The organism is Zavarzinia compransoris (genome assembly GCF_003173055.1).
Taxonomy (GTDB): domain Bacteria; phylum Pseudomonadota; class Alphaproteobacteria; order Zavarziniales; family Zavarziniaceae; genus Zavarzinia; species Zavarzinia compransoris.
In genome coordinates this window covers 61,944-79,907 of the sequence record NZ_QGLF01000005.1, presented here as the reverse complement: position 1 = coordinate 79,907, position 17,964 = coordinate 61,944, and the positions used below count along the sequence as shown (strand labels likewise).

The window sequence follows — 17,964 nt, the reverse complement described above, 5'->3', positions numbered from 1 at the left end:
CGGCGACGCGGCGTCAAAGGGCGAACAGCGGCACGCCCAGCAAACCGGGAAAGGGCATGCGCGCCGCCGCGGGGCGGACGAACTGCACCTCGCCCCATGATTCGCGCGCCTCGACCCAGCCCTGGGCGCGATAGAAGGCGCGCACGGCCGTATTATGGGCCTCGCAGCGCAGGTAGGCCCCGGGCCCGAGCAACCGGCCGACCTCGGCCAGCAGCAGGGCGCCGGCGCCCCTGCCCTGTTCCTCGGGCGAGACGAAGAGCAGGTCGATCTCGCGGGTGATCGGGTCGAAACCGGCGAAGCCGACGACCCGGCCGGCGCGTTCGGCGACCTTCAGGTCGAGATCGGCGATGGCGAAGCTGAAATCCTCCGCCGTGAAGCGGTCGGGCGGGACATGGGGCTTGGCGCGGCGCCGCGCCGCCAGGAAGATCCCGGCACAGGTCGAGAAATCGCCGCTGCCGGCAGACCGGATGCGAAGCCTGTCGCCCTCCGTCATCGTCGTACCCATCCCCTTGCCCCCCCCGGGTGGTTCCTCGGCCTTATCTCAATGCCGCTTGGCGTGGCAGCCGGCCAGATGGTCGTCGACCATGCCGACTGCCTGCATGAAAGCATACACGATGGTCGGGCCGACGAAACGGAAGCCCTTTTGTCGCAGCGCCTTCGACAGCGCCTCCGCTTGCGGGCTCGAGGTCGGCGCCTCGCCGAGCGCGGTCCAGCGGTTGACGACGGGTGCGCCCCCGACGAAGGACCACAGGAAGCGGGCGAAATCGCCCTCGTTCCGCTCGATCGCGAGATAGGCGCGGGCATTGCCGACCGTCGCCTCGATCTTGCCCCGGTGGCGCACGATGCCGGCATCCTGAAGCGCCGCGGCGACCTCCGCCTCGCCCCAGGCGGCCAGCCGTTCCGGCACGAAACCCTCGAAGCGGGCGCGGAAGCCGTCGCGCTTCCGAAGAATGGTGATCCAGGCGAGGCCGGCCTGGAAACCGTCCAGGATCAGCTTTTCGAACAGGGCGCGGCTGTCGTGTTCCGGCACGCCCCATTCCTCGTCGTGATAGGCGACATAGTCGGGCGCCGTGCCGCACCAGGGGCAGCGGTCGCGCCCGTCCGCGTGGCGGATCAGGGTGCCGGCCATCACAGATCTCCGAGGAAGGCGGGGCGGCAGGGCCGCACCACCAGGCTGCCGGCGGTGAAGACATGGTCATCCGCCTCGTTCTCCTTCAGGTATTCGAGGCGCATGAGGGCGAGGCCGACCCCGGCCCGGCTGCTGCGCATGGCGCCGGCCTCGTGCCCGCCGAGCAGGATGGGGGTATCCGGTTCGGGCGGTTCGGCCGCGGGATCGAATTCGACCTTGTACAGGCGCTTCTTGATCGTCGCCCGATGCTTGGTGCGCGCGGTCAGTTCCTGGCCGACATAGCAGCCCTTGGTGAAGGAGACGCCGTTCAATTCCTCGTAATTGTTTTCGAGCAGGAAGCCGCGGTCGACCGCGATATCGCGCGAGCCGTCGGGTACCGCGAGATCGAGGCGATGGCGGTCATAGGCTTCCGCCGCCGCCGACAGCGACAGGCCGGCCGCCGCCAGCGCGGCATCGACCGCCGCCGCGGGGCCCAGCAGGCGGACGCCGAGATCGGCCAGGCGCGGATCGACCAGGGCGACGGCGCCGCCCGCCAGTTCCCGCGCCGCGCCCGCGACCGCATCGAGGCCGAAGGCGGCGGCGCTGCCCGGGCCGAAGACCGCGACCACCGTGCCGTCCGCGGGCGCGGCGATGGTCACCTTGGCGCGCAGGCGGTACAGGGTCAGGCGGCGTTGCAGGTCGGCGCAGCGTTCCGCCTCGGTATCGACCAGCAGGCCGTCGCCATGCCCAGGCGGAGCTGGCGCGGGCGCGATGATCAATTCGTGCAGGAACTTGCCCTGGGGCGTGAGCAGGGCGGCGAACAGGCCCTGCGACGGCGACAGCCGGGTCGCGTCGTTGGTGATCAGTCCCTGCAGGAAGGGAATGGTGTCGGCGCCGCCGAGGGCCAGCAAGGCACGGCCCGGCAGACGGGTGGCGAGGGGTTTTGCAGTTTCGATCATATCCAGAGAGTTTGGGGCCGGCGGCCCGCTGTCAAGTGCGGGCGCGGCATTCCCGTCATCGCCCGAAAACGCTTGCCGGCGCCCGCGCCAGTTCCGCCTGGGCATGGCGCCGGCCCAGTTCGACCGCCCGGTCGAAGGCTTTCCAGTCGAGGAAATCGATGCTTTCCACCGGCGGCTTCAGGAAGAAATCGGCGGCGGACCGGCCCAGCCTGTCGGCCGGAGTCTTCACCGTGCCGGCGCGCAGCAGGATCTGCAGGATCGAGGGCATGCGCGGGCGCCGGCGCAGGAACAGGCGCTCGAACCAGGTTTCCTCGGGCAGGGCGCCGGGGGCGGAAAAGGCCGGCGCCTCGCCCACGTCGACCGCGATCACCGGGCCCCGGCCAAAGGCGCGCATGGGCGTGACCGGCAGGTTGTCGAGGACGCCGCCGTCGGCGAAGACCTCGCCCTTCGGGTTCACCCAGGGCGGCATGATGCCGGGAATGGCGACGCTGGCGCGCAGCCATTGCCACAGCAGGCCCCGGCGGTGCACCGCCAGCGTGCCCCGGGTGAGATTGGTCGAGACGCAGAAATAGGGCAGCCACAGGTCTTCGATCCGCCGCTCGCCGAAGGCGTCGCGTAGCCGCCGGGTGACCCGCCGACCGGCGGTCAGCGCCACCAGGGGCAGGGTGAAATCGTTGACCGGGTTGGTGTCGACGAAGGCGCGGCGAAAGCGCGGCTCGGCCTCATGGGCATCCCAATGCATGGCGGCGCCGGCGGCGGCGATCGCGCCCATGGAACAGCCGCCCACCATGTCGATGGCGACCCCGGCATCGGCGAAGGCGCGCAGGACCCCCAGATGGGCAAAGCCCCGGGCGCCGCCGCCCGACAGCACGAGCCCGACCGCCCGCCCCGTCACCTGGCGGGCCAGGCGCGCCGCATCGGCGAAGACCCCGACCCGGACATGGTGATGCAGCGCGACCCGGCGGCCGGCGAGGAAGGCCTTGGAATTGTCCGGCGAGATGCGGTCGGCCGGATGCAACATCACGAGTTCCATGGCCTGGCCGCGCTGGCTGGCCGCGGCTTCGAGCGGGTGGCGGCGCCTGGTCTCGGCATCGTCGGCGGAGACGACGACGAGGCAGACATCGGCCTGGCGCAGGCACAGGCGGCTCCAGGCGCCGGCCGTCTCGTCGGCCTGGTAGAGGATGAAGTCGTGGCGGCTTTCGATATCGTGGAACCATTGGGTCTGGCGGCCGCCGCCCTCGCCTTCGCCGATCTCGGCGACGGTGCCGAACTGGCGCATGCAACGGGCAAGGTCGCGCCGCATGGCCGCGCAGTCGCGCCCGCTGCCCGCCGGCAGCAGGGCGATGGAGCGCGGCCGGGGCGGCGGCTGACCCAGCGGATTGTCCTGCATCACTTCGAGACGGGAGACGATCTGGCGCGTAACCCCCAGCATGGCCTGGGGGTGGCGGGCGACCAGCGCCTCGAACCCGGCATGGTCGAGACGCAGGACTTCGCAGTCCCGCTCGGCGATCACGCTGGCGGACCGGGCCCGGCCCGAGACCAGGGCCATCTCGCCCACCACCTCGCCGGCGGCGATGCGGGCGATGCGCCGGCGCACGCCGTCGCCGGCGACGCGCAGCACCGCGAGGCTGCCGCGCAGGACGATATAGAGCGCATCCCCCGCCTCGCCCTGGGCGAAAAGGACATTGCCGCCCGGCAGGCTGAACCAGTCGGCATGGTCGATCACGGCCTGGCGCGCCGCCGGTTCCAGCCCGGCGAACAGGGCGACGCCGTCCAGCAGGGTGGGATCGGCCTCGGGCGGCGTCATCGCGGGATCAGCGCAGGCGCCAGCGCCCGTCCAGGGTGGCGCCCGGCTCGGCCGCGGCGCTTCCCTGGTCGTAAAGGCGCAGCAGATGGGCGAAGGTCGAGCGCGCCGCCGCCGGATAGAGCGCGGGATCGACCGCGGCATAGATGACGGGGACGAGATCCATGATCAGCGACGGCCCCCGTTCCGCCAGCAGGCGGACGATCTGCGCCTCGCGCTCGTTGCGGTGGGCGATGAAGGCGGCGACATGGGCTTTCGGATCGGTGATGGCGGGGCCGTGGGTCGGCCAATAGGTCTCGTCGTCGCGCTCGAGCAGGCGGGCGAGGCTTTCCATGTAATCGTTCATGTCGCCGTCGGGCGGGGTGATGACGCTGGTCGACCAGCCCATGACGTGATCGCCCGAGAACAGCACCTTCGGCTCGCGCCAGCCGAAGCACAGGTGGTTCGAGGTATGGCCGGGGGTATGCACCGCCTCGATGGTCCAGCCCGGGCCGGCCACGACGTCGCCGTCGCGCAGCACCCGGTCGGGGGCGAAAGCCATGTCGCCGCCCTGCACCGCCGCCTGCCCCGCCGCTTCCAGACGGCCGGAACCATGGGGCCCGAAGCCATAGGTCGGCGCCCCGGTCGCCGCCTTCAGGGGGGCGGCGCCGGGGGAATGGTCGATATGGGTATGGGTGACCAGGATATGGCTGACCACCTCGTCGCCAAGGCCCTGGAGCAGGGCGGCGATATGGTCGGCATCGTCCGGGCCCGGGTCGATCACCGCCACCCGGCCCTCGCCGACGACATAGGTCCCGGTGCCGTGGAAGGTGAAGGACGAGGGATTGCGCGCCACGATCCGGCGCAAGCCCGGCGCCACCGGCTCCAGCCGGCCGTAATCGAACGCCATCTCGCGGCGATAGGGGATGTCCACGGCCATTCCGTCGTTTCCTCGCAGCAGCACCTTAACACGAGTTATAAAGGGGGCGCCCCGGTCAGCAACAGGACCAGCATGGCGCCGAGCAGCCCGGGCCCGAACGGCGGATCGTCCGCCAGCCGGCGCAAGGCCAGCGCGCCCAGGGCGAAGACCACGGTGGCGACGCTGGCGGTCAGGTAGCACCAGACCAGCCCCAGCGGCCCCAGCCAGATGCCGATGCCGACCACGAGCTTGACGTCGCCGAGCCCGAGCCCCGAACGGCCCCGGATCAGGCGGTAGAGGGCGGCCAGGCCGAACAGCAGCAGGGCGCCGCCGAGGCCGGTCGCCGCCGCCTCGACCAGGCGGTCGCGGGCCAGGGCATCGGCAAGGCCGAGGGCGGCGATCGCCAGCGACCATTCGTTGGGGATGCGCCGGTGGTGGAAATCGAAGCCGATCACCGCCAGCGCCACGGCCCCCAGCACGACCAGCGCCGCGCCATGGGGCTGGATCCCCGCCTGGGCCAGGGCGAAACCGCCATAGACCCCCGCCAGCACCAGCCACAGCAGGCCGAGACGGGGCACCGCCAGGTCGCGATGGGCGGCCAGCACGCCGTTCACCCGCCAGGCGATGCCGCCGGCAAGAAGGCCGAGCACGGCGCCGACATAGGGGTGAAGGGCGACGACCTCAGCCATGGCCGGCGGCGACCAGCAGGATCAGGATCATGGCCAGGCCCGCCGTCGCGCCCAGCAGGTCGCCGGTATAGCCGCCCAGGCGATGCAGCCCGAACAGGGTGGCGACGACCCCGGCCGCCAGCACCGCCAGACCGGCCGGCACCACGCCCCAGCCGAGGCAGACGAGGCCGATGCCGGCAGCATAGACCACCGCCGTCCACCCCGCCTCGCCCGGGACCCGCCCGACCGAGGCGCCGAGCCCGTCCGGCCGCGCCGGATCGAGCAGCAGGAGCGGCAGCAGCAAGGCGAGCCGCGCCCCGGCATTGGCCGCGACCAGGGCGAAGACCAGGGCCCAGACCCCGCCCCCGGCGATCCCCGCCAGGAGGACGAGGCGCGCGGTCAGGTTCAGCCACAGGGCGGCGCTGCCGAAGACGCCGATCCGGCTGTCGCGCATGATGCGCAGCCGCGCCTCGGCGTCGCGCCCGCCGAGGCCGTCGGCGATATCGGCGAAACCGTCCTCGTGAAAGGCGCCGGTGACGATCAGTTCGGCGGCGATGGCGACCAGCGCCAGCAGCCAGGGCCCGAGGCCGACTTCGGCCCCGACCAGGACGCAGAGGCCGGCGAACAGGCCGGCCGCCGCCCCCGCCAGGGGAAAGGCCCAGGCGGCGCGGCCCAGGCTGCCCGGCGGCAGGACCGGCAGGTCGCCGACCGGCAGGCGGGTGAACAGGCCGAGCACGAGGCGGAAATTGTCGCCGCGGCCGGTCTTCGGGGGGAGCTGATCCTGCATTTGTCGCTTCTTGTCGCGGCCGCGAACGGCTACAGCTTGGGGCCCTTAACTGTCCCGACCCTGCCAGCTTTGACGATGCCGATCAAACCACCCGTCGATCTTGCGGCGCTGCGCGCCCTGATCGCCAGCTTTCCCGCCGGTGACGATGCCGCCGCCGAAGCCGCCCGGGCCCGCGATGCGGTGCTGACCAAGCCGCCGGGCGCCCTGGGCCGGCTCGAATCGCTGGCGGTCTGGCTGGCGCGCTGGCAGGGCCGGGCCCGGCCGGCGGCCGAATCGATCCGGATCGCGGTCTTCGCCGGCAATCACGGCATCGCGGCGGCCGGCGTCTCGCCCTATCCGGCCAGCGTGACCGCCCAGATGGTGGCCAATTTCGCCGCCGGGGGCGCCGCCATCAATGCCCTGTCGCGGGCGATCGGCGCCGAACTGACCGTCGTCCCCCTCGACCTCGAACGGCCGAGCGCGGATTTCCGCCGCCAGCCCGCCCTGAGCGAGGCCGAATTCATCGCCGCCGCCGCCGAGGGCTTCAAGGTGGTTACCCCCGGGCTCGACCTGCTCTGCCTCGGCGAGATGGGCATCGGCAATACCAGCGCCGCCGCCGCCACCGCCGCCGGCCTGTTCGGCGGCGCGGCGATCGACTGGGTCGGCCCCGGCACCGGCGCCGCCGGCCCGGTGCTGGCGGCCAAGATCGCGGCGGTGGCCGAGGCCGCCCGCTTCCACCGTGCCGAAACCGCCGATCCGCTGGATCTCGCCCGGCGCCTGGGCGGCCGGGAACTGGCCGCCATGCTGGGCGCCTGCATCGCCGCCCGCCTTGCCCGGGTGCCGGTCGTGCTCGACGGCTATGTCGCCACCGCCGCCGTCGCCGCGCTTGGCCTGATCCGGCCGGACGGCCTGGCGCATGCGGTCGCCGGCCATTGTTCCGCCGAACCGGCCCACCGCCGCCTGCTGGATGCCCTGGACCTCCCGCCCCTGCTCGACCTCGGCATGCGCCTCGGCGAAGCCTCGGGGGCGGCGGTCGCCGCCGGCATCATCCGCGCCGCCGCCCGCACCCACAATGAAATGGCGAGCTTCGGCGAGGCCGGGGTGGACGGGAAGGACCCCGGCTGACCGGCCTATACGTGCTGGCCGCCGTTGATGTGAAGCTCGGCGCCGGTCACATAGGACGATTGCTCGGTGCAGAGGAAATAGATCGCCTTGGCCACTTCCGCGGTGGAGCCGAGGCGGCGGAGCGGGATCTGGTCGATCAGTTTCTCGGTCCCGGGGGAGAGGATCGCGGTCTCGATCTCGCCCGGCGAGATGGCATTGACGCGGACGCCCAGGGGGCCGAAATCGGCGGCCATCTCGCGGGTCAGCGCGGCCAGCGCCGCCTTCGAGGTGGCATAGGCGGAACCGGCGAAGGGATGCACGCGCGAGCCGGCGATCGAGGTGACATTGACGATCGAGCCCTGGGCCGCGCGCAATTCCTCCATCAGCCCGCGGGCGAGCAGCACGGGGGCGAAGAAATTCACCCGGAACACCCGGTCCCAGGTCTCATATTCGGTGGCGATGGTGCCGAGCCGGCTGCCGCCCGCGCCCTTGGGCGAGATGCCGGCATTGTTCACCAGGGCGTCCAGCCTGCCGTCGGTCAGGCGGCTGCGCATCTCGTCGAGCACGCGGGGCATGGCCTCGACATCGGCAAGGTCGATCTGCACATGGTCCTCGGGCCCGGCCGCCCAGGGGCAGTTCTCGGGAAAGGGCTGGCGCGACAGGGTGATGACCCGCCAGCCCGCCGAGGAAAAGCGCTTCACGGTGGCATGGCCGATCCCCCGGCTGGCGCCGGTCAGGATCAGGGTGCGGCGGCGTTCGTTCTCGATCACGGGCATGGCTCGAAACTAAAGGCTCAGGGAGCCGGGTCAAGGGCGTGGCCGTCGGCATCCTCGACCCCGTCGGGGTCTTCGTGGATGATGACTTCGGCGCCGGGAAAGGCTTCGACCAGCGCGCGTTCGACGGTCTCGACGATGGCATGAGCCTCGCGCAGCGGCAGGTCGCCGTCCAGCACGACGTGCAGCTGAATGAAGGTCGAAAGGCCGGAACGGCGGGTGCGCAGGTCGTGCAGGGCGAGAATCCGGGCTTCCGCCCGGACGATGGCGGCGATCCGCTCGCGCTCCTCGTCCGGCAGTTCCCGGTCCATCAGCATGTCGAGGGCGCCGCGCGCGATGCCATAGGCGCCGTACAGCAGGATGCCCGCGATGATGAAGGCGATGATGCCGTCCGCCAGCACCAGGCCGAACTGGCCGGCCAGCACCAGGGCGACGATGACGCCCGCATTCGACAGCAGGTCGGAGAGATAATGCAGCCGGTCGCCGGCGACCGCGACCGAGCCGGTCTTGACCAGCACCCGCTGCTGGTAGACGACCAGGGCCAGGGTCAGGGCGATGGACGCCACCATCACGCCGATGGCGATCAGGCCGTTGTCGACCGCGCGCGGGCTGACGATGCGCTGCACCGCCTCGAACAGCAGGAAGACGCCCGAGCCGGTGACGATGGCGGCCTGGAGCAGGCCGGCCAGCGCCTCCGCCTTGCCGTGGCCGAAGCGGTGTTCCGCATCCGCCGGCACCGTCGCCTGATGGACGGCATAGAGGGTGGCGAGGGAGGCGGCCCCGTCGAGCGCCGAATCGACCAGGCTGGACAGCATGGCGACCGAGCCCGACAGGACATAGGCGACGAGCTTGACCACGACCAGGGTGGCCGCCACCGAGACCGAGGCGATGGTCGCGCGCCGCATCAGCCGCGCGGCATCGGCCATGTCGAACGCCGGCGCCGGCGCGGCCAGGGCATGATCACCGGTCATGACGACCTTTCCCCCCATCGGGGCCTTGCCCGTCAGGGATAGAGACGATGGACCCGCCAGCCGCCGTCCGCGGGCGTGAAGATCACCCGGTCGTGCAGGCGGAACGGCCGGTCCTGCCAGAATTCTAACCGCGCCGGGGCGATCCGGAAACCCGACCAATGCGGCGGCCGCGGCACCGGCCCGCCCTCGAAACGGGCCGCGGTCGCCGCGATCTCCGCCTCGAACCCGGCGCGGGCGCGCAAGGGCCGCGACTGGGCACTCGCCCAGGCGCCGAGCTGGGAATCGCGCGGGCGGCTGGCGAAATAGTCGTCCGCCTCGGCAGCAGCGACGGCGGACACCGGGCCCTCGACCCGGACCTGGCGGCGCAGGCTCTTCCAATGGAAATCGAGGCCGGCGCGCGGGTTGGCCAGCAGGGCGCGGCCCTTGTCGCTCTCGAAATTGGTGTAGAAGACGAAGCCGCGGACGTCGTAATCCTTCATCAGGACGACGCGCACCGAGGGCTGGCCCGCCGCATCGGCGGTCGCCAGAGCCATGGCGTTGGGGTCGTTCGGCTCGGCGGCCTCCGCCTCCTCGAACCAGCGGGCGAAGAGCTCGAAGGGGCCGCGGGCGGCAAGCGTCGCATCGTCCAGCGACGCCAGAAGGTCGGTCATGGGTGGGCACCTTTCGTCGGCACGACAACGGACCACAGCCCCCGTGCCGACGCAAGCGGGCGGATGCTGCGGCGCATCGCCCCCCCTTGATAAGCGCATGCTGTCATGCAGCGCTTGAGGGGCGATGCGAGACGTCTATAATCCGCGCGCTTTGCACGCCGCCTTGAGGGAGATCAGCCTATGACGCACGGCGCCGGCCTTATGGCTGGAAAACGCGGACTTATCATGGGGGTCGCCAACGACCGTTCGATCGCCTGGGGCATCGCCAAGGCGATTCACGCGCAGGGCGGCCAACTGGCCTTCACCTATCTGGGCGAGGCGCTCGAAAAGCGGGTGCGCCCGCTGGCCAAGGACCTGGGCACGCCGGACGACCTGATTCTGCCCTGCGACGTGGCCGAAATGGCGTCGATCGACGCCACTTTCGACAAGCTGAAGGAGATCTGGGGCACGATCGACTTCGTCGTCCACGCCATCGCCTATTCCGACAAGGAAGAGCTGAAGGGCCGCTACGTCGATACTTCGCCGGAAAACTTCCAGCAGAGCCTGTTCATCTCCTGCTTCTCCTTCACCGCGGTCGCCAAGCGGGCGGAAGCGCTGATGCCGGACGGCGGCTCGCTGATCACCCTGTCCTACTACGGGGCGGAAAAGGTGATGCCGCATTATAATGTGATGGGCGTCGCCAAGGCCGCGCTCGAAGCCTCGGTCCGCTATCTGGCGGTCGACCTCGGCAAGGGCGGAATCCGGGTCAATGCCATTTCCGCCGGCCCGATCAAAACCCTGGCCGCCTCGGCGATCGGCGATTTCCGCCTGATCCTGAAGTGGAACGAATACAACTCGCCGCTGAAGCGCAACGTCTCGATCGACGAAGTGGGCGGCGCCGGGCTCTATCTCGTCTCCGACCTGTCGCGCGGCGTCTCTGGCGAGGTCCATCACGTCGATTCGGGCTATCACGTCGTCGGCATGAAGGCGGCGGACGCGCCGGATCTTTCGGTCGTCTGATGTCCCACAACAGCTTCGGCCATCTGTTCCGCGTCACCACCTGGGGCGAAAGCCACGGGCCGGCGCTCGGCTGCGTGGTGGACGGCGTGCCGCCGCGCCTCCCCCTGACCGAAGCCGACATCCAGGGCTTCCTGGACAAGCGGAAGCCGGGCCAGAACCGCTTCACCACCCAGCGGCGCGAGCCGGACGAGGTGAAGATCCTGTCCGGCACCTATGAGGGCCTGACCACCGGCACCCCGATCAGCCTTTTGATCGAGAATACCGACCAGCGTTCCAAGGATTATTCCGAGATCGCGCAGAAATTCCGCCCCGGCCATGCCGATTTCACCTATCAGGTGAAATACGGCATCCGCGACCCCCGGGGCGGCGGCCGGTCCTCGGCGCGGGAAACCGCGGCCCGGGTCGCCGCCGGCGCCGTCGCGCGGAAAATCCTCGGCCCCGATGTCACCATCCGGGGCGCGTTGATCCAGGTCGGCGCCCGGATCATCGAGCGCGAGCGCTGGGACTGGGCCCAGGTCGAGCAGAATCCCTTCTTCTGCCCCGATGCGGAAACCGCCGCCCTTTGGGAAGCGGATCTCGATGCGGTGCGCAAGGCCGGCTCCTCGGTCGGCGCGGTGATCGAAGTCGTCGCCTCGGGCGTGCCGGCGGGCCTTGGCGCCCCCCTCTACGGCAAGCTGGACGGCGATCTCGCCGCCGCCTTCATGTCGATCAACGCGGTGAAGGGGGTCGAGATCGGCGCCGGCTTCGGCGCCGCGGCGCTCCGGGGCGAGGAAAACGCCGACGAGATGCGCATGGACAACGGCAAGGTCAGCTTCCGCTCGAACAAGGCGGGCGGCATCCTGGGCGGCATTTCGACCGGCCAGGACGTGGTCGCGCGCTTCGCCGTGAAACCCACCTCCTCGATCCTGATCCCGCGCGAGACCGTCACCGTCGGCGGCGAGGACGCGGAAGTCCTGACCAAGGGCCGGCACGACCCCTGCGTCGGCATCCGCGCCGTGCCGGTGGGCGAGGCCATGATGGCCTGCGTGCTGGCCGATCACCTGCTGCGCCACCGCGCCCAGGTCGGCTGAGCCAGCCTATTCCCCCCACCGCTCCCGGTAGGAGGGGTGGGGCCCCAGGCTTTCGGCGGCATGGACGCCGCGCGCCACCGCCCGCGCCAGGCAATCCGCCGCCAGATGGCCGAGCCTGGACAGGGCGAGCGCCGGCGCCCCGTCCAGCGGGCGCCGCGCCGTCGAGAGGGCGAACACCGTGTCGCCGTCGAAGGGTGTGTGGGCCGGGCGGATCGCCCGCGCCAGCCCGTCCTGCGCCATGATGGCGAGGCGTTTCGCCTGGGCCTTGTCCAGGGCGACATTGGTGGCGACGACGGCGATGGTGGTATGGCCGCCCATCACCACCTTGCCGTCCGCCGGCAGGTCGTAATCCGGCATGGTCACCGCCGCCTCGGCCGGGCCGGGCTTGCGGCCGCCGAATTCGCCCTGCCATTCGAGGGCATGGGCCCAGAACACCGGGCTGCCGGGCATCAGCGCGCTGCCCACCGCATTGACCGCGACCAGGGCCCCGACCTCGATCCCGTCGACCGTGACCGAGGCGGAACCGAGTCCCCCCTTCAGCCGGCCGCAGACCGCGCCATAGCCCGCCCCGGCATTGCCGAGGGTAAAGTCGAGCCCGGCCTTGCCCAGCGCCTCGATCCCGAGGCGGCGATAGGGCGGTTCCGCCCCCCAGTCCTTGGCGCCGCCGTTGCCGAGATCGAACAGGATGGCGGCGGGGACCACCGGCACCGCCATGGGCGCATTGCCGATGCGGATGCCGCGGCCGGCGGCGGACAGCGCCGCCGTCACCCCGTCCGCCGCGGCAAGGCCGAAGACGGAGCCGCCCGACAGCACCAGGGCGTGGAAACTGGCAAGGAAATTGGCCGGGTCCATGCTGTCGGTCTCGCGCGTGCCGGGGGCGCCGCCGCGCTGGTCGACCGCCATCACCGCCGGCTCGTCGGGCAGCACGACCGTGCAGCCGCTGCGCACGCCCGCATCCTCGGCCTGGCCGACCTTGAGGCCGGCGACATCGGTAATCAGATTACGCGGCCCGGGGACGGGCCGCGGGGTAATCAGATTACGCGGCCCGGGGACGGGCCGGGAGCCGCCGCTCACGCCAGGCCGAGCCGTTCCGCCACCTCGGCGGCCAGGGCCCGGACTTCCTCGGCCGCCGGGCTCTTGCCCTGGGCTTCGGTGACGCCGACACCGTCGAGCAGGCTGGCGGCGAAGGCGGTGCGGTTGCCGAGCCGGGCGAGCGCCACCGGATAGCCGGCCTTGGCGATTTCGCGCATCACCTGTTCGTTCAGGTTGCCGCGCGGCGCCACCCGGTTGAGGACGAGCAGGAAGGGCACCTTGCTGCTGCCGGCCAGGTCGAGGGTCGGCTTGGTCGCCCACATGTCCATGGGCGACAATTGCATGGGCACCAGCATCAGGTCGGCGGCGCGGATCGCGGTCTTCGCCGTGCTTTCGGTATGGGGCGGGCTGTCGACCACGACGACATCGGCCTCGCGCCTTGCACGGTCGATCTCGGGTCCCGCCTTCCAGCCGGGGGCGGCCTTGACCGCGATCGGCACGTCGCCGGCGCCGAAGGCGGCACGCACGCGCACCCAGGCGGCCAGGCTCTGCTGCGGGTCGGTATCGACGACGATGACCCGATGGCCCTTTTCCGCCAGTGCCACCGCCAGATGGGCGGCGACCGTGGTCTTGCCGGCCCCGCCTTTCTGCTGTGCGACCGTCACCACTTTTGCCATGTGGACTGCCCCCCGATTCTGCCGCTACCCGCTTGCCGCACCGCAGGATAGGCCGCCCCGGCGCGAGATTGAAGCGAAACCGGGGGACTCCGGTTGACTTCGCCCGCGGCTGACCTTATAGACCGGGGCTCATTTTTTGGCGGCGGCCTTCCCGCCGCAAAGAAGCTATGGAGTAATCCGGTGAAGCGGACCTATCAACCGAGCGCCCTGGTGCGCAAGCGCCGTCACGGCTTCCGTTCGCGCATGTCGACCGTCGGTGGCCGTGTCGTCATCGCGCGCCGCCGCGCCAAGGGGCGCAAGCGTCTCTCGGCCTGACGTTGCGCCGGCCATGACGGGGCCGGCCCTGACCGATCAGCCGCAGCCGCACGCCGGCCCCAACGAGGGGGCAGACGTGCGGCTGCGGCTTGTTCGCTTGAAGACGAGGCAGGAGTTTCTGGCAGTGGCAGGGGCAAGACGCAAGTTCACGACCCCCGGCCTGATGTTGCAGGCCATGGCCCGCCCCGATTCGGATGCCGCTGCCGCCCGCGTCGGCTTCACCGCCTCCCGGAAAGTCGGCAATGCGGTCACCCGCAACCGCGCCAAGCGGCGCCTGCGGGCGCTCGCCGCCGAGGTGATCGGCAACCGCGCCTTCGGCGCCACCGACTACGTCCTGGTCTGCCGGCAGGAAACCGCCGTCCGCCCCTATGGCGACCTGCGCCGCGACCTCGAACAGGCGCTGGCGCGGCTGAAGCTCCTCAAAGGGGTGCGGCCGTGATCGCCCTGCTGCGCGCGGGCGCCGTCCGCCTGCTCAGCCTGCCGGTGCTCGCCTGGCGCTACCTGATCTCGCCGGCCATGCCGCCCGCCTGCCGCTATCTGCCCAGCTGTTCGGAATATGCCCTCGAAGCCTTGAGGGTCCATGGGCCGGTGCGCGGCAGCGCGCTGACCGTCCGCCGCCTGTGCCGCTGCCATCCCTGGGGCGGCCATGGCTATGATCCCGTGCCGCCGCCAGGCTCCCCCCCTCGTCACGCCCACAGGTGCTGGTGATGCTCGAAAACCGCAATCTGATCATGGCGATCGCCGCCTCGATCCTGATCCTCCTCGGCTTCCAGTTCTTCGTGGACGGCCCCCGCCAGCGCCAGCGCCAGGAAGAGGCGGCCATCGCGGCCGCCACGGCCCCGGCCGCGACCGGCGCCGCCACCCCCGCCGCGGTCCCCCCCGGCGATGCCGCCCTGGTCGGCCCGGCCCAATTGCTGGACCGCGACAGCGCCCTCGGCCAGTCGCAGCGGATTCCGATCGAGACGGCCAAGCTGCACGGCTCGATCGCCCTGACCGGCGGCCGGATCGACGACGTCACCCTGCGCGCCTATCGCGAGACGGTCGATCCCGCCAGCCCGGAGATCAAGCTGTTCTCCCCGCTCGCCTCGCGCACACCCTATTACGCCGAATTCGGCTGGACCGCGGTCCAGGGCAGCGCGGTGAAGCTGCCGGGTGCAGACAGTGTCTGGACCGGCGCCGGCAAGCTGACCGAAGCCACCCCGGTGACCCTGACCTTCGACAACGGCGAAGGCCTGGTCTTCACCCGCACCATCGCCGTCGACGCGAACTACATGTTCTCGATCGAGGACCGGGTGCAGAACAATAGCGGCGCCCCGGTCGCCCTGTTCACCCGGGCCCTGGTCGCCCGGGTCGAGACGCCGCAGACCGAAGGCCTGTTCATCCTGCATGAAGGCCCGATCGGCGTCCTCGCCGGCCAGCTTCAGGAGCACGACTACCAGCATCTCCGCGAGGAGACGGTGCCCGAGACCAAGTCCAAGGGCGGCTGGATCGGCATCACCGACAAATACTGGCTGGCGGCGGTGATCCCCGACCAGGCGGCCAATGTCACCGGCCGCTTCGACCATGCGAAGATCGGCAACCGCGACCGCTACGAGACCTCCTACCTCGGCGAGGCGACCACCGTGGCGCCGGGCGCCGCGGGCACGGTGTCGCACCGCCTGTTCGCCGGCGCCAAGATCGTCGACCTGCTCCAGGCCTATCGCGACAATCTCGGCATCAACATGTTCGAGTATGCGGTCGACTTCGGCTGGTTCTTCTTCCTGACCAAGCCGATCTTCCTGGTGCTGGACTTCCTCTATCGGCAGGTCGGCAACTTCGGCGTCGCCATCCTGATCCTGACCCTGTTCATCAAGGGGTTGTTCTACCCGCTCGCCAACAAGTCGTACCGGGCGATGAACAAGATGAAGGACGTGCAGCCCGAGATGATGGCGCTGCGCGAGCGCTTCGCCGACGACAAGGCCCGCCAGCAGCAGGAACTGATGGCGCTCTACAAGCGGGAGAAGATCAATCCGCTGGCCGGCTGCCTGCCGATCCTGGTGCAGATCCCGGTGTTCTTCTCGCTCTACAAGGTGCTTTACGTCACTATCGAGATGCGGCATGCGCCCTTCTTCGGCTGGATCCAGGATCTCTCCGCGCCCGATCCGACCCATGTCCTGAACCTCTTCGGCCTGATTCCCTGGGATCCGCCGAGCTTCCTGGCGCTGGGCGTCTGGCCGGTGCTCATGGGCATTTCCATGTGGCTGCAGCAGAAGATGAACCCCGCCCCGCCGGACCCGATCCAGCAGCGCGTGTTCATGTTCATGCCGATCATCTTCACCTTCTTCCTGGCCAGTTTCCCGGCCGGCCTGGTGATCTACTGGACCTGGAACAACGTGCTGTCGATCGCCCAGCAATGGCTGATCCGCCGCCAGGAACCGCCGAAGCCCGCGGTCGCCGCCGCCGCCGCCGGCACCGCCAAGGCCACGCCGGCGAAGCCGAGCAACCCGACCGGCGGGCGCCCGCCGGGCAAGCGGTGAGCGACCCCTTCCGCGCCGAGGACGGCGCCGCCACGCCCGAGATGATCGAGGCGGGGCGGCTGCTGTTCGCCGGCCCCTGCGCCTTCACCTGGGGGGCGAGCAAGCTCGCCGAACTGCCGCCCCCGGGGCTGCCGGAAATCGCCTTCGCCGGGCGTTCCAACGTCGGCAAATCGTCCCTGGTCAATGCCCTGACCGGGCGCACCACGCTCGCCCGGGTCTCCAACACGCCGGGGCGGACCCAGCAGCTGAATTTCTTCAACCTCGGCGACCGCCTCGGCCTCGTCGACCTGCCAGGCTATGGTTTCGCCAAGGTCTCGAAGGACAAGGTCGCCCAATGGGTCGACCTGACCGACACTTTCCTGGCCGGGCGCCCGACCTTGAAGCGGGTCATGGTCCTGATCGACAGCCGCCACGGCCCCAAGGCGCCGGACCATGCGGCGATGAAGCTGCTGGACAAATCCGCCGTCTCCTATCAGGTCGTGCTGACCAAGACCGACAAGCTGAAGGCCGGCGAACTGGAGACCGTGATCGCCCAGGTGGCGGAGGCGATCCGCCCCCATGTCGCCGCCCATCCGGTGATCCTGCCGACCTCGAGCGAGAGCGGCGAGGGCATTCCCGAAGTGCGGGCGGCCCTTGCGGCCCTTGGCAAAGCGCGCGTTTCGGGTTAAGCGAGGCCGCCCACCGAACGAGGACCGTGATGAGCGACAAGCCCGAGACCGCCAGTGCCTCCGACCGCCCCGACCTGAAGCTGCGCACCCGCTGGCTGCACACGGCGGCCACGATCACGGAAGCGCTGCCCTTCATGCGGCGCTATGCCGACAGTACCTTCGTCGTCAAATACGGCGGCCATGCCATGGGCGACGATGCGGCGGGCCAGGCCTTCGCCAAGGACATCGTCCTGCTGAAGCAGGTCGGCATCAACCCGATCGTGGTTCACGGCGGCGGGCCGCAGATCGGCAAGATGCTGGAACGCCTGTCGATCAAGTCGACCTTCATCGACGGCCTGCGCGTGACCGACCAGCCGGCGGTCGAAGTGGTCGAAATGGTGCTGGCCGGCTCGATCAACAAGCAGATCGTCGGCGCCATCAATGCCGCGGGCGGCAATGCCATCGGCATTTCCGGCAAGGACGGCCCGCTGATCCGCGCCCGCAAGCTGACCAAGACCAAGCGCGACCCGGATTCGAACATCGAGAAAGTGCTCGACTACGGCTTCGTGGGCGAGCCGGAATCGGTCGACCCCCGCGTGCTCTATCTCTTCGAGCGGTCGGACTTCATCCCGGTGGTGGCCCCGATCGGCATCAGCGCCGACGGCCATACCTTCAACATCAATGCGGATACCGCGGCGGGCGCCATCGCCTCGGCCATGCGGGCATCGCGCTTCCTGCTGCTGACCGACGTGCCGGGCGTGCTCGACAAGGACGGCAAGCTGATCGACCGCATGAGCGCGGAACAGGCCCGCGCCCTGATCGCCGACGGCACCATCCACGGCGGCATGATCCCCAAGGTCGAGACCTGCCTCGATGCGGTCGACAACGGCGTCGAGGCGGCGGTGATCCTGGACGGCCGCACGCCCCACGGCCTGCTGCTCGAAACCTTCACCGCCCATGGCGCCGGCACCCTGATCGAAGGCGCCAAGGCCGGCTGAACCGGCCCT

At 70.5% G+C, this 17,964-nt stretch carries 21 protein-coding genes; 9 read left to right on the top strand and 12 right to left on the bottom strand.

Annotated features, from left to right (window positions below; genetic code table 11):
* Positions 1-13: 13 nt before the first annotated feature.
* From DKG75_RS17270 to DKG75_RS17240, 7 genes are read right to left on the bottom strand one after another with little or no spacing between them, the layout of a single operon-like run.
* On the bottom strand, positions 14-505 hold the full coding sequence (locus DKG75_RS17270; RefSeq protein ID WP_109922425.1) for a GNAT family N-acetyltransferase: 492 nt from the start codon (positions 503-505) through the stop codon (positions 14-16).
* Positions 506-541: 36 nt separating this feature from the next.
* A complete protein-coding gene (locus tag DKG75_RS17265) occupies positions 542-1,129 on the bottom strand; it encodes a DNA-3-methyladenine glycosylase I (protein WP_109922424.1) in 588 nt (195 codons plus the stop codon).
* Positions 1,129-2,067 (bottom strand): CAF17-like 4Fe-4S cluster assembly/insertion protein YgfZ, encoded by a 939-nt coding sequence (ygfZ, locus tag DKG75_RS17260; RefSeq protein WP_166646253.1) that lies wholly within the window; start codon positions 2,065-2,067, stop codon positions 1,129-1,131. Before ygfZ ends, DKG75_RS17265 begins: the two co-directional genes overlap by 1 nt.
* Before the next feature lie 55 nt (positions 2,068-2,122).
* Positions 2,123-3,874: a patatin-like phospholipase family protein gene (locus tag DKG75_RS17255; protein WP_109922422.1), complete on the bottom strand. Its 1,752-nt coding sequence runs from the start codon at positions 3,872-3,874 to the stop codon at positions 2,123-2,125.
* Between the two features lie 7 nt (positions 3,875-3,881).
* The gene (locus DKG75_RS17250; RefSeq protein WP_109922421.1) at positions 3,882-4,790 is read right to left on the bottom strand and encodes an MBL fold metallo-hydrolase; all 909 of its coding nucleotides are present in this window, start codon (positions 4,788-4,790) and stop codon (positions 3,882-3,884) included.
* Positions 4,791-4,825: 35 nt separating this feature from the next.
* The gene (locus tag DKG75_RS17245; RefSeq protein WP_109922420.1) at positions 4,826-5,458 is read right to left on the bottom strand and encodes a prepilin peptidase; all 633 of its coding nucleotides are present in this window, start codon (positions 5,456-5,458) and stop codon (positions 4,826-4,828) included.
* The gene (locus DKG75_RS17240) at positions 5,451-6,224 is read right to left on the bottom strand and encodes an adenosylcobinamide-GDP ribazoletransferase (protein WP_109922419.1); all 774 of its coding nucleotides are present in this window, start codon (positions 6,222-6,224) and stop codon (positions 5,451-5,453) included. Before DKG75_RS17240 ends, DKG75_RS17245 begins: the two co-directional genes overlap by 8 nt.
* Before the next feature lie 75 nt (positions 6,225-6,299).
* Between DKG75_RS17240 and cobT the strand changes: the two genes are divergently transcribed.
* A complete protein-coding gene (gene cobT, locus DKG75_RS17235; RefSeq protein ID WP_109922418.1) occupies positions 6,300-7,328 on the top strand; it encodes a nicotinate-nucleotide--dimethylbenzimidazole phosphoribosyltransferase in 1,029 nt (342 codons plus the stop codon).
* A gap of 5 nt (positions 7,329-7,333) precedes the next feature.
* Here the strand turns inward: cobT and DKG75_RS17230 are convergent, their stop codons facing one another.
* Genes DKG75_RS17230 through pdxH form a run of 3 tightly spaced genes read right to left on the bottom strand, consistent with a single transcriptional unit; the run spans position 7,334 to position 9,689 of the window.
* A complete protein-coding gene (locus DKG75_RS17230; protein WP_243746394.1) occupies positions 7,334-8,077 on the bottom strand; it encodes an SDR family NAD(P)-dependent oxidoreductase in 744 nt (247 codons plus the stop codon).
* A gap of 23 nt (positions 8,078-8,100) precedes the next feature.
* Positions 8,101-9,051 carry a cation diffusion facilitator family transporter gene (locus DKG75_RS17225; protein WP_243746393.1) on the bottom strand — a complete coding sequence of 317 codons (951 nt, stop codon included), beginning with the start codon at positions 9,049-9,051 and terminating at the stop codon, positions 8,101-8,103.
* 32 nt (positions 9,052-9,083) lie between these two features.
* The gene (pdxH, locus tag DKG75_RS17220; RefSeq protein ID WP_208111912.1) at positions 9,084-9,689 is read right to left on the bottom strand and encodes a pyridoxamine 5'-phosphate oxidase; all 606 of its coding nucleotides are present in this window, start codon (positions 9,687-9,689) and stop codon (positions 9,084-9,086) included.
* A gap of 192 nt (positions 9,690-9,881) precedes the next feature.
* Here pdxH and fabI point away from each other — a divergent pair, with 192 nt between their 5' ends.
* Both fabI and aroC read left to right on the top strand, forming a co-directional pair.
* On the top strand, positions 9,882-10,700 hold the full coding sequence (fabI, locus tag DKG75_RS17215; RefSeq protein ID WP_109922415.1) for an enoyl-ACP reductase FabI: 819 nt from the start codon (positions 9,882-9,884) through the stop codon (positions 10,698-10,700).
* Positions 10,700-11,770 carry a chorismate synthase gene (gene aroC / locus DKG75_RS17210; RefSeq protein ID WP_109922414.1) on the top strand — a complete coding sequence of 357 codons (1,071 nt, stop codon included), beginning with the start codon at positions 10,700-10,702 and terminating at the stop codon, positions 11,768-11,770. The genes fabI and aroC overlap by 1 nt, the downstream gene beginning before the upstream one ends.
* Before the next feature lie 6 nt (positions 11,771-11,776).
* Here the strand turns inward: aroC and DKG75_RS17205 are convergent, their stop codons facing one another.
* Together DKG75_RS17205 and parA are read right to left on the bottom strand one after the other, a co-directional pair.
* Positions 11,777-12,844 carry a P1 family peptidase gene (locus DKG75_RS17205; protein ID WP_279573901.1) on the bottom strand — a complete coding sequence of 356 codons (1,068 nt, stop codon included), beginning with the start codon at positions 12,842-12,844 and terminating at the stop codon, positions 11,777-11,779.
* Positions 12,841-13,479 carry a ParA family partition ATPase gene (parA, locus tag DKG75_RS17200; protein WP_109922413.1) on the bottom strand — a complete coding sequence of 213 codons (639 nt, stop codon included), beginning with the start codon at positions 13,477-13,479 and terminating at the stop codon, positions 12,841-12,843. Before parA ends, DKG75_RS17205 begins: the two co-directional genes overlap by 4 nt.
* A gap of 180 nt (positions 13,480-13,659) precedes the next feature.
* On the opposite strand from parA, the gene rpmH reads away from it, so the two are divergent.
* The 6 genes from rpmH to argB all read left to right on the top strand — a co-directional run bounded on the left by rpmH (position 13,660) and on the right by argB (position 17,955).
* The gene (gene rpmH / locus DKG75_RS17195; RefSeq protein ID WP_109922412.1) at positions 13,660-13,794 is read left to right on the top strand and encodes a 50S ribosomal protein L34; all 135 of its coding nucleotides are present in this window, start codon (positions 13,660-13,662) and stop codon (positions 13,792-13,794) included.
* Between the two features lie 76 nt (positions 13,795-13,870).
* Complete coding sequence (rnpA, locus tag DKG75_RS17190; protein ID WP_166646252.1) at positions 13,871-14,233, top strand: ribonuclease P protein component; 363 nt, start codon at positions 13,871-13,873, stop codon at positions 14,231-14,233.
* Positions 14,230-14,502 carry a membrane protein insertion efficiency factor YidD gene (gene yidD / locus DKG75_RS17185; RefSeq protein WP_243746390.1) on the top strand — a complete coding sequence of 91 codons (273 nt, stop codon included), beginning with the start codon at positions 14,230-14,232 and terminating at the stop codon, positions 14,500-14,502. The genes rnpA and yidD overlap by 4 nt, the downstream gene beginning before the upstream one ends.
* A complete protein-coding gene (yidC, locus tag DKG75_RS17180) occupies positions 14,502-16,310 on the top strand; it encodes a membrane protein insertase YidC (RefSeq protein ID WP_109922883.1) in 1,809 nt (602 codons plus the stop codon). The genes yidD and yidC overlap by 1 nt, the downstream gene beginning before the upstream one ends.
* A gap of 41 nt (positions 16,311-16,351) precedes the next feature.
* Positions 16,352-16,978, top strand: a complete 627-nt coding sequence (gene yihA, locus DKG75_RS17175) for a ribosome biogenesis GTP-binding protein YihA/YsxC (protein ID WP_109922882.1) — start codon at positions 16,352-16,354, stop codon at positions 16,976-16,978.
* A gap of 29 nt (positions 16,979-17,007) precedes the next feature.
* On the top strand, positions 17,008-17,955 hold the full coding sequence (argB, locus tag DKG75_RS17170) for an acetylglutamate kinase (RefSeq protein WP_109922410.1): 948 nt from the start codon (positions 17,008-17,010) through the stop codon (positions 17,953-17,955).
* Positions 17,956-17,964 lie beyond the last annotated feature (9 nt).

What these genes read in the sequence shown, in the direction of transcription:
- DKG75_RS17270 (WP_109922425.1), bottom strand. Translation starts at nt 505, where the DNA reads ATGGGTACGACGATGACGGAGGGCGACAGGCTTCGCATCCGGTCTGCC.
- DKG75_RS17265 (WP_109922424.1), bottom strand. Translation starts at nt 1,129, where the DNA reads ATGGCCGGCACCCTGATCCGCCACGCGGACGGGCGCGACCGCTGCCCC.
- ygfZ (WP_166646253.1), bottom strand. Translation starts at nt 2,067, where the DNA reads ATGATCGAAACTGCAAAACCCCTCGCCACCCGTCTGCCGGGCCGTGCC.
- DKG75_RS17255 (WP_109922422.1), bottom strand. Translation starts at nt 3,874, where the DNA reads ATGACGCCGCCCGAGGCCGATCCCACCCTGCTGGACGGCGTCGCCCTG.
- DKG75_RS17250 (WP_109922421.1), bottom strand. Translation starts at nt 4,790, where the DNA reads ATGGCCGTGGACATCCCCTATCGCCGCGAGATGGCGTTCGATTACGGC.
- DKG75_RS17245 (WP_109922420.1), bottom strand. Translation starts at nt 5,458, where the DNA reads ATGGCTGAGGTCGTCGCCCTTCACCCCTATGTCGGCGCCGTGCTCGGC.
- DKG75_RS17240 (WP_109922419.1), bottom strand. Translation starts at nt 6,224, where the DNA reads ATGCAGGATCAGCTCCCCCCGAAGACCGGCCGCGGCGACAATTTCCGC.
- cobT (WP_109922418.1), top strand. Translation starts at nt 6,300, where the DNA reads ATGCCGATCAAACCACCCGTCGATCTTGCGGCGCTGCGCGCCCTGATC.
- DKG75_RS17225 (WP_243746393.1), bottom strand. Translation starts at nt 9,051, where the DNA reads ATGACCGGTGATCATGCCCTGGCCGCGCCGGCGCCGGCGTTCGACATG.
- fabI (WP_109922415.1), top strand. Translation starts at nt 9,882, where the DNA reads ATGACGCACGGCGCCGGCCTTATGGCTGGAAAACGCGGACTTATCATG.
- aroC (WP_109922414.1), top strand. Translation starts at nt 10,700, where the DNA reads ATGTCCCACAACAGCTTCGGCCATCTGTTCCGCGTCACCACCTGGGGC.
- parA (WP_109922413.1), bottom strand. Translation starts at nt 13,479, where the DNA reads ATGGCAAAAGTGGTGACGGTCGCACAGCAGAAAGGCGGGGCCGGCAAG.
- yidC (WP_109922883.1), top strand. Translation starts at nt 14,502, where the DNA reads ATGCTCGAAAACCGCAATCTGATCATGGCGATCGCCGCCTCGATCCTG.
- yihA (WP_109922882.1), top strand. Translation starts at nt 16,352, where the DNA reads ATGATCGAGGCGGGGCGGCTGCTGTTCGCCGGCCCCTGCGCCTTCACC.
- argB (WP_109922410.1), top strand. Translation starts at nt 17,008, where the DNA reads ATGAGCGACAAGCCCGAGACCGCCAGTGCCTCCGACCGCCCCGACCTG.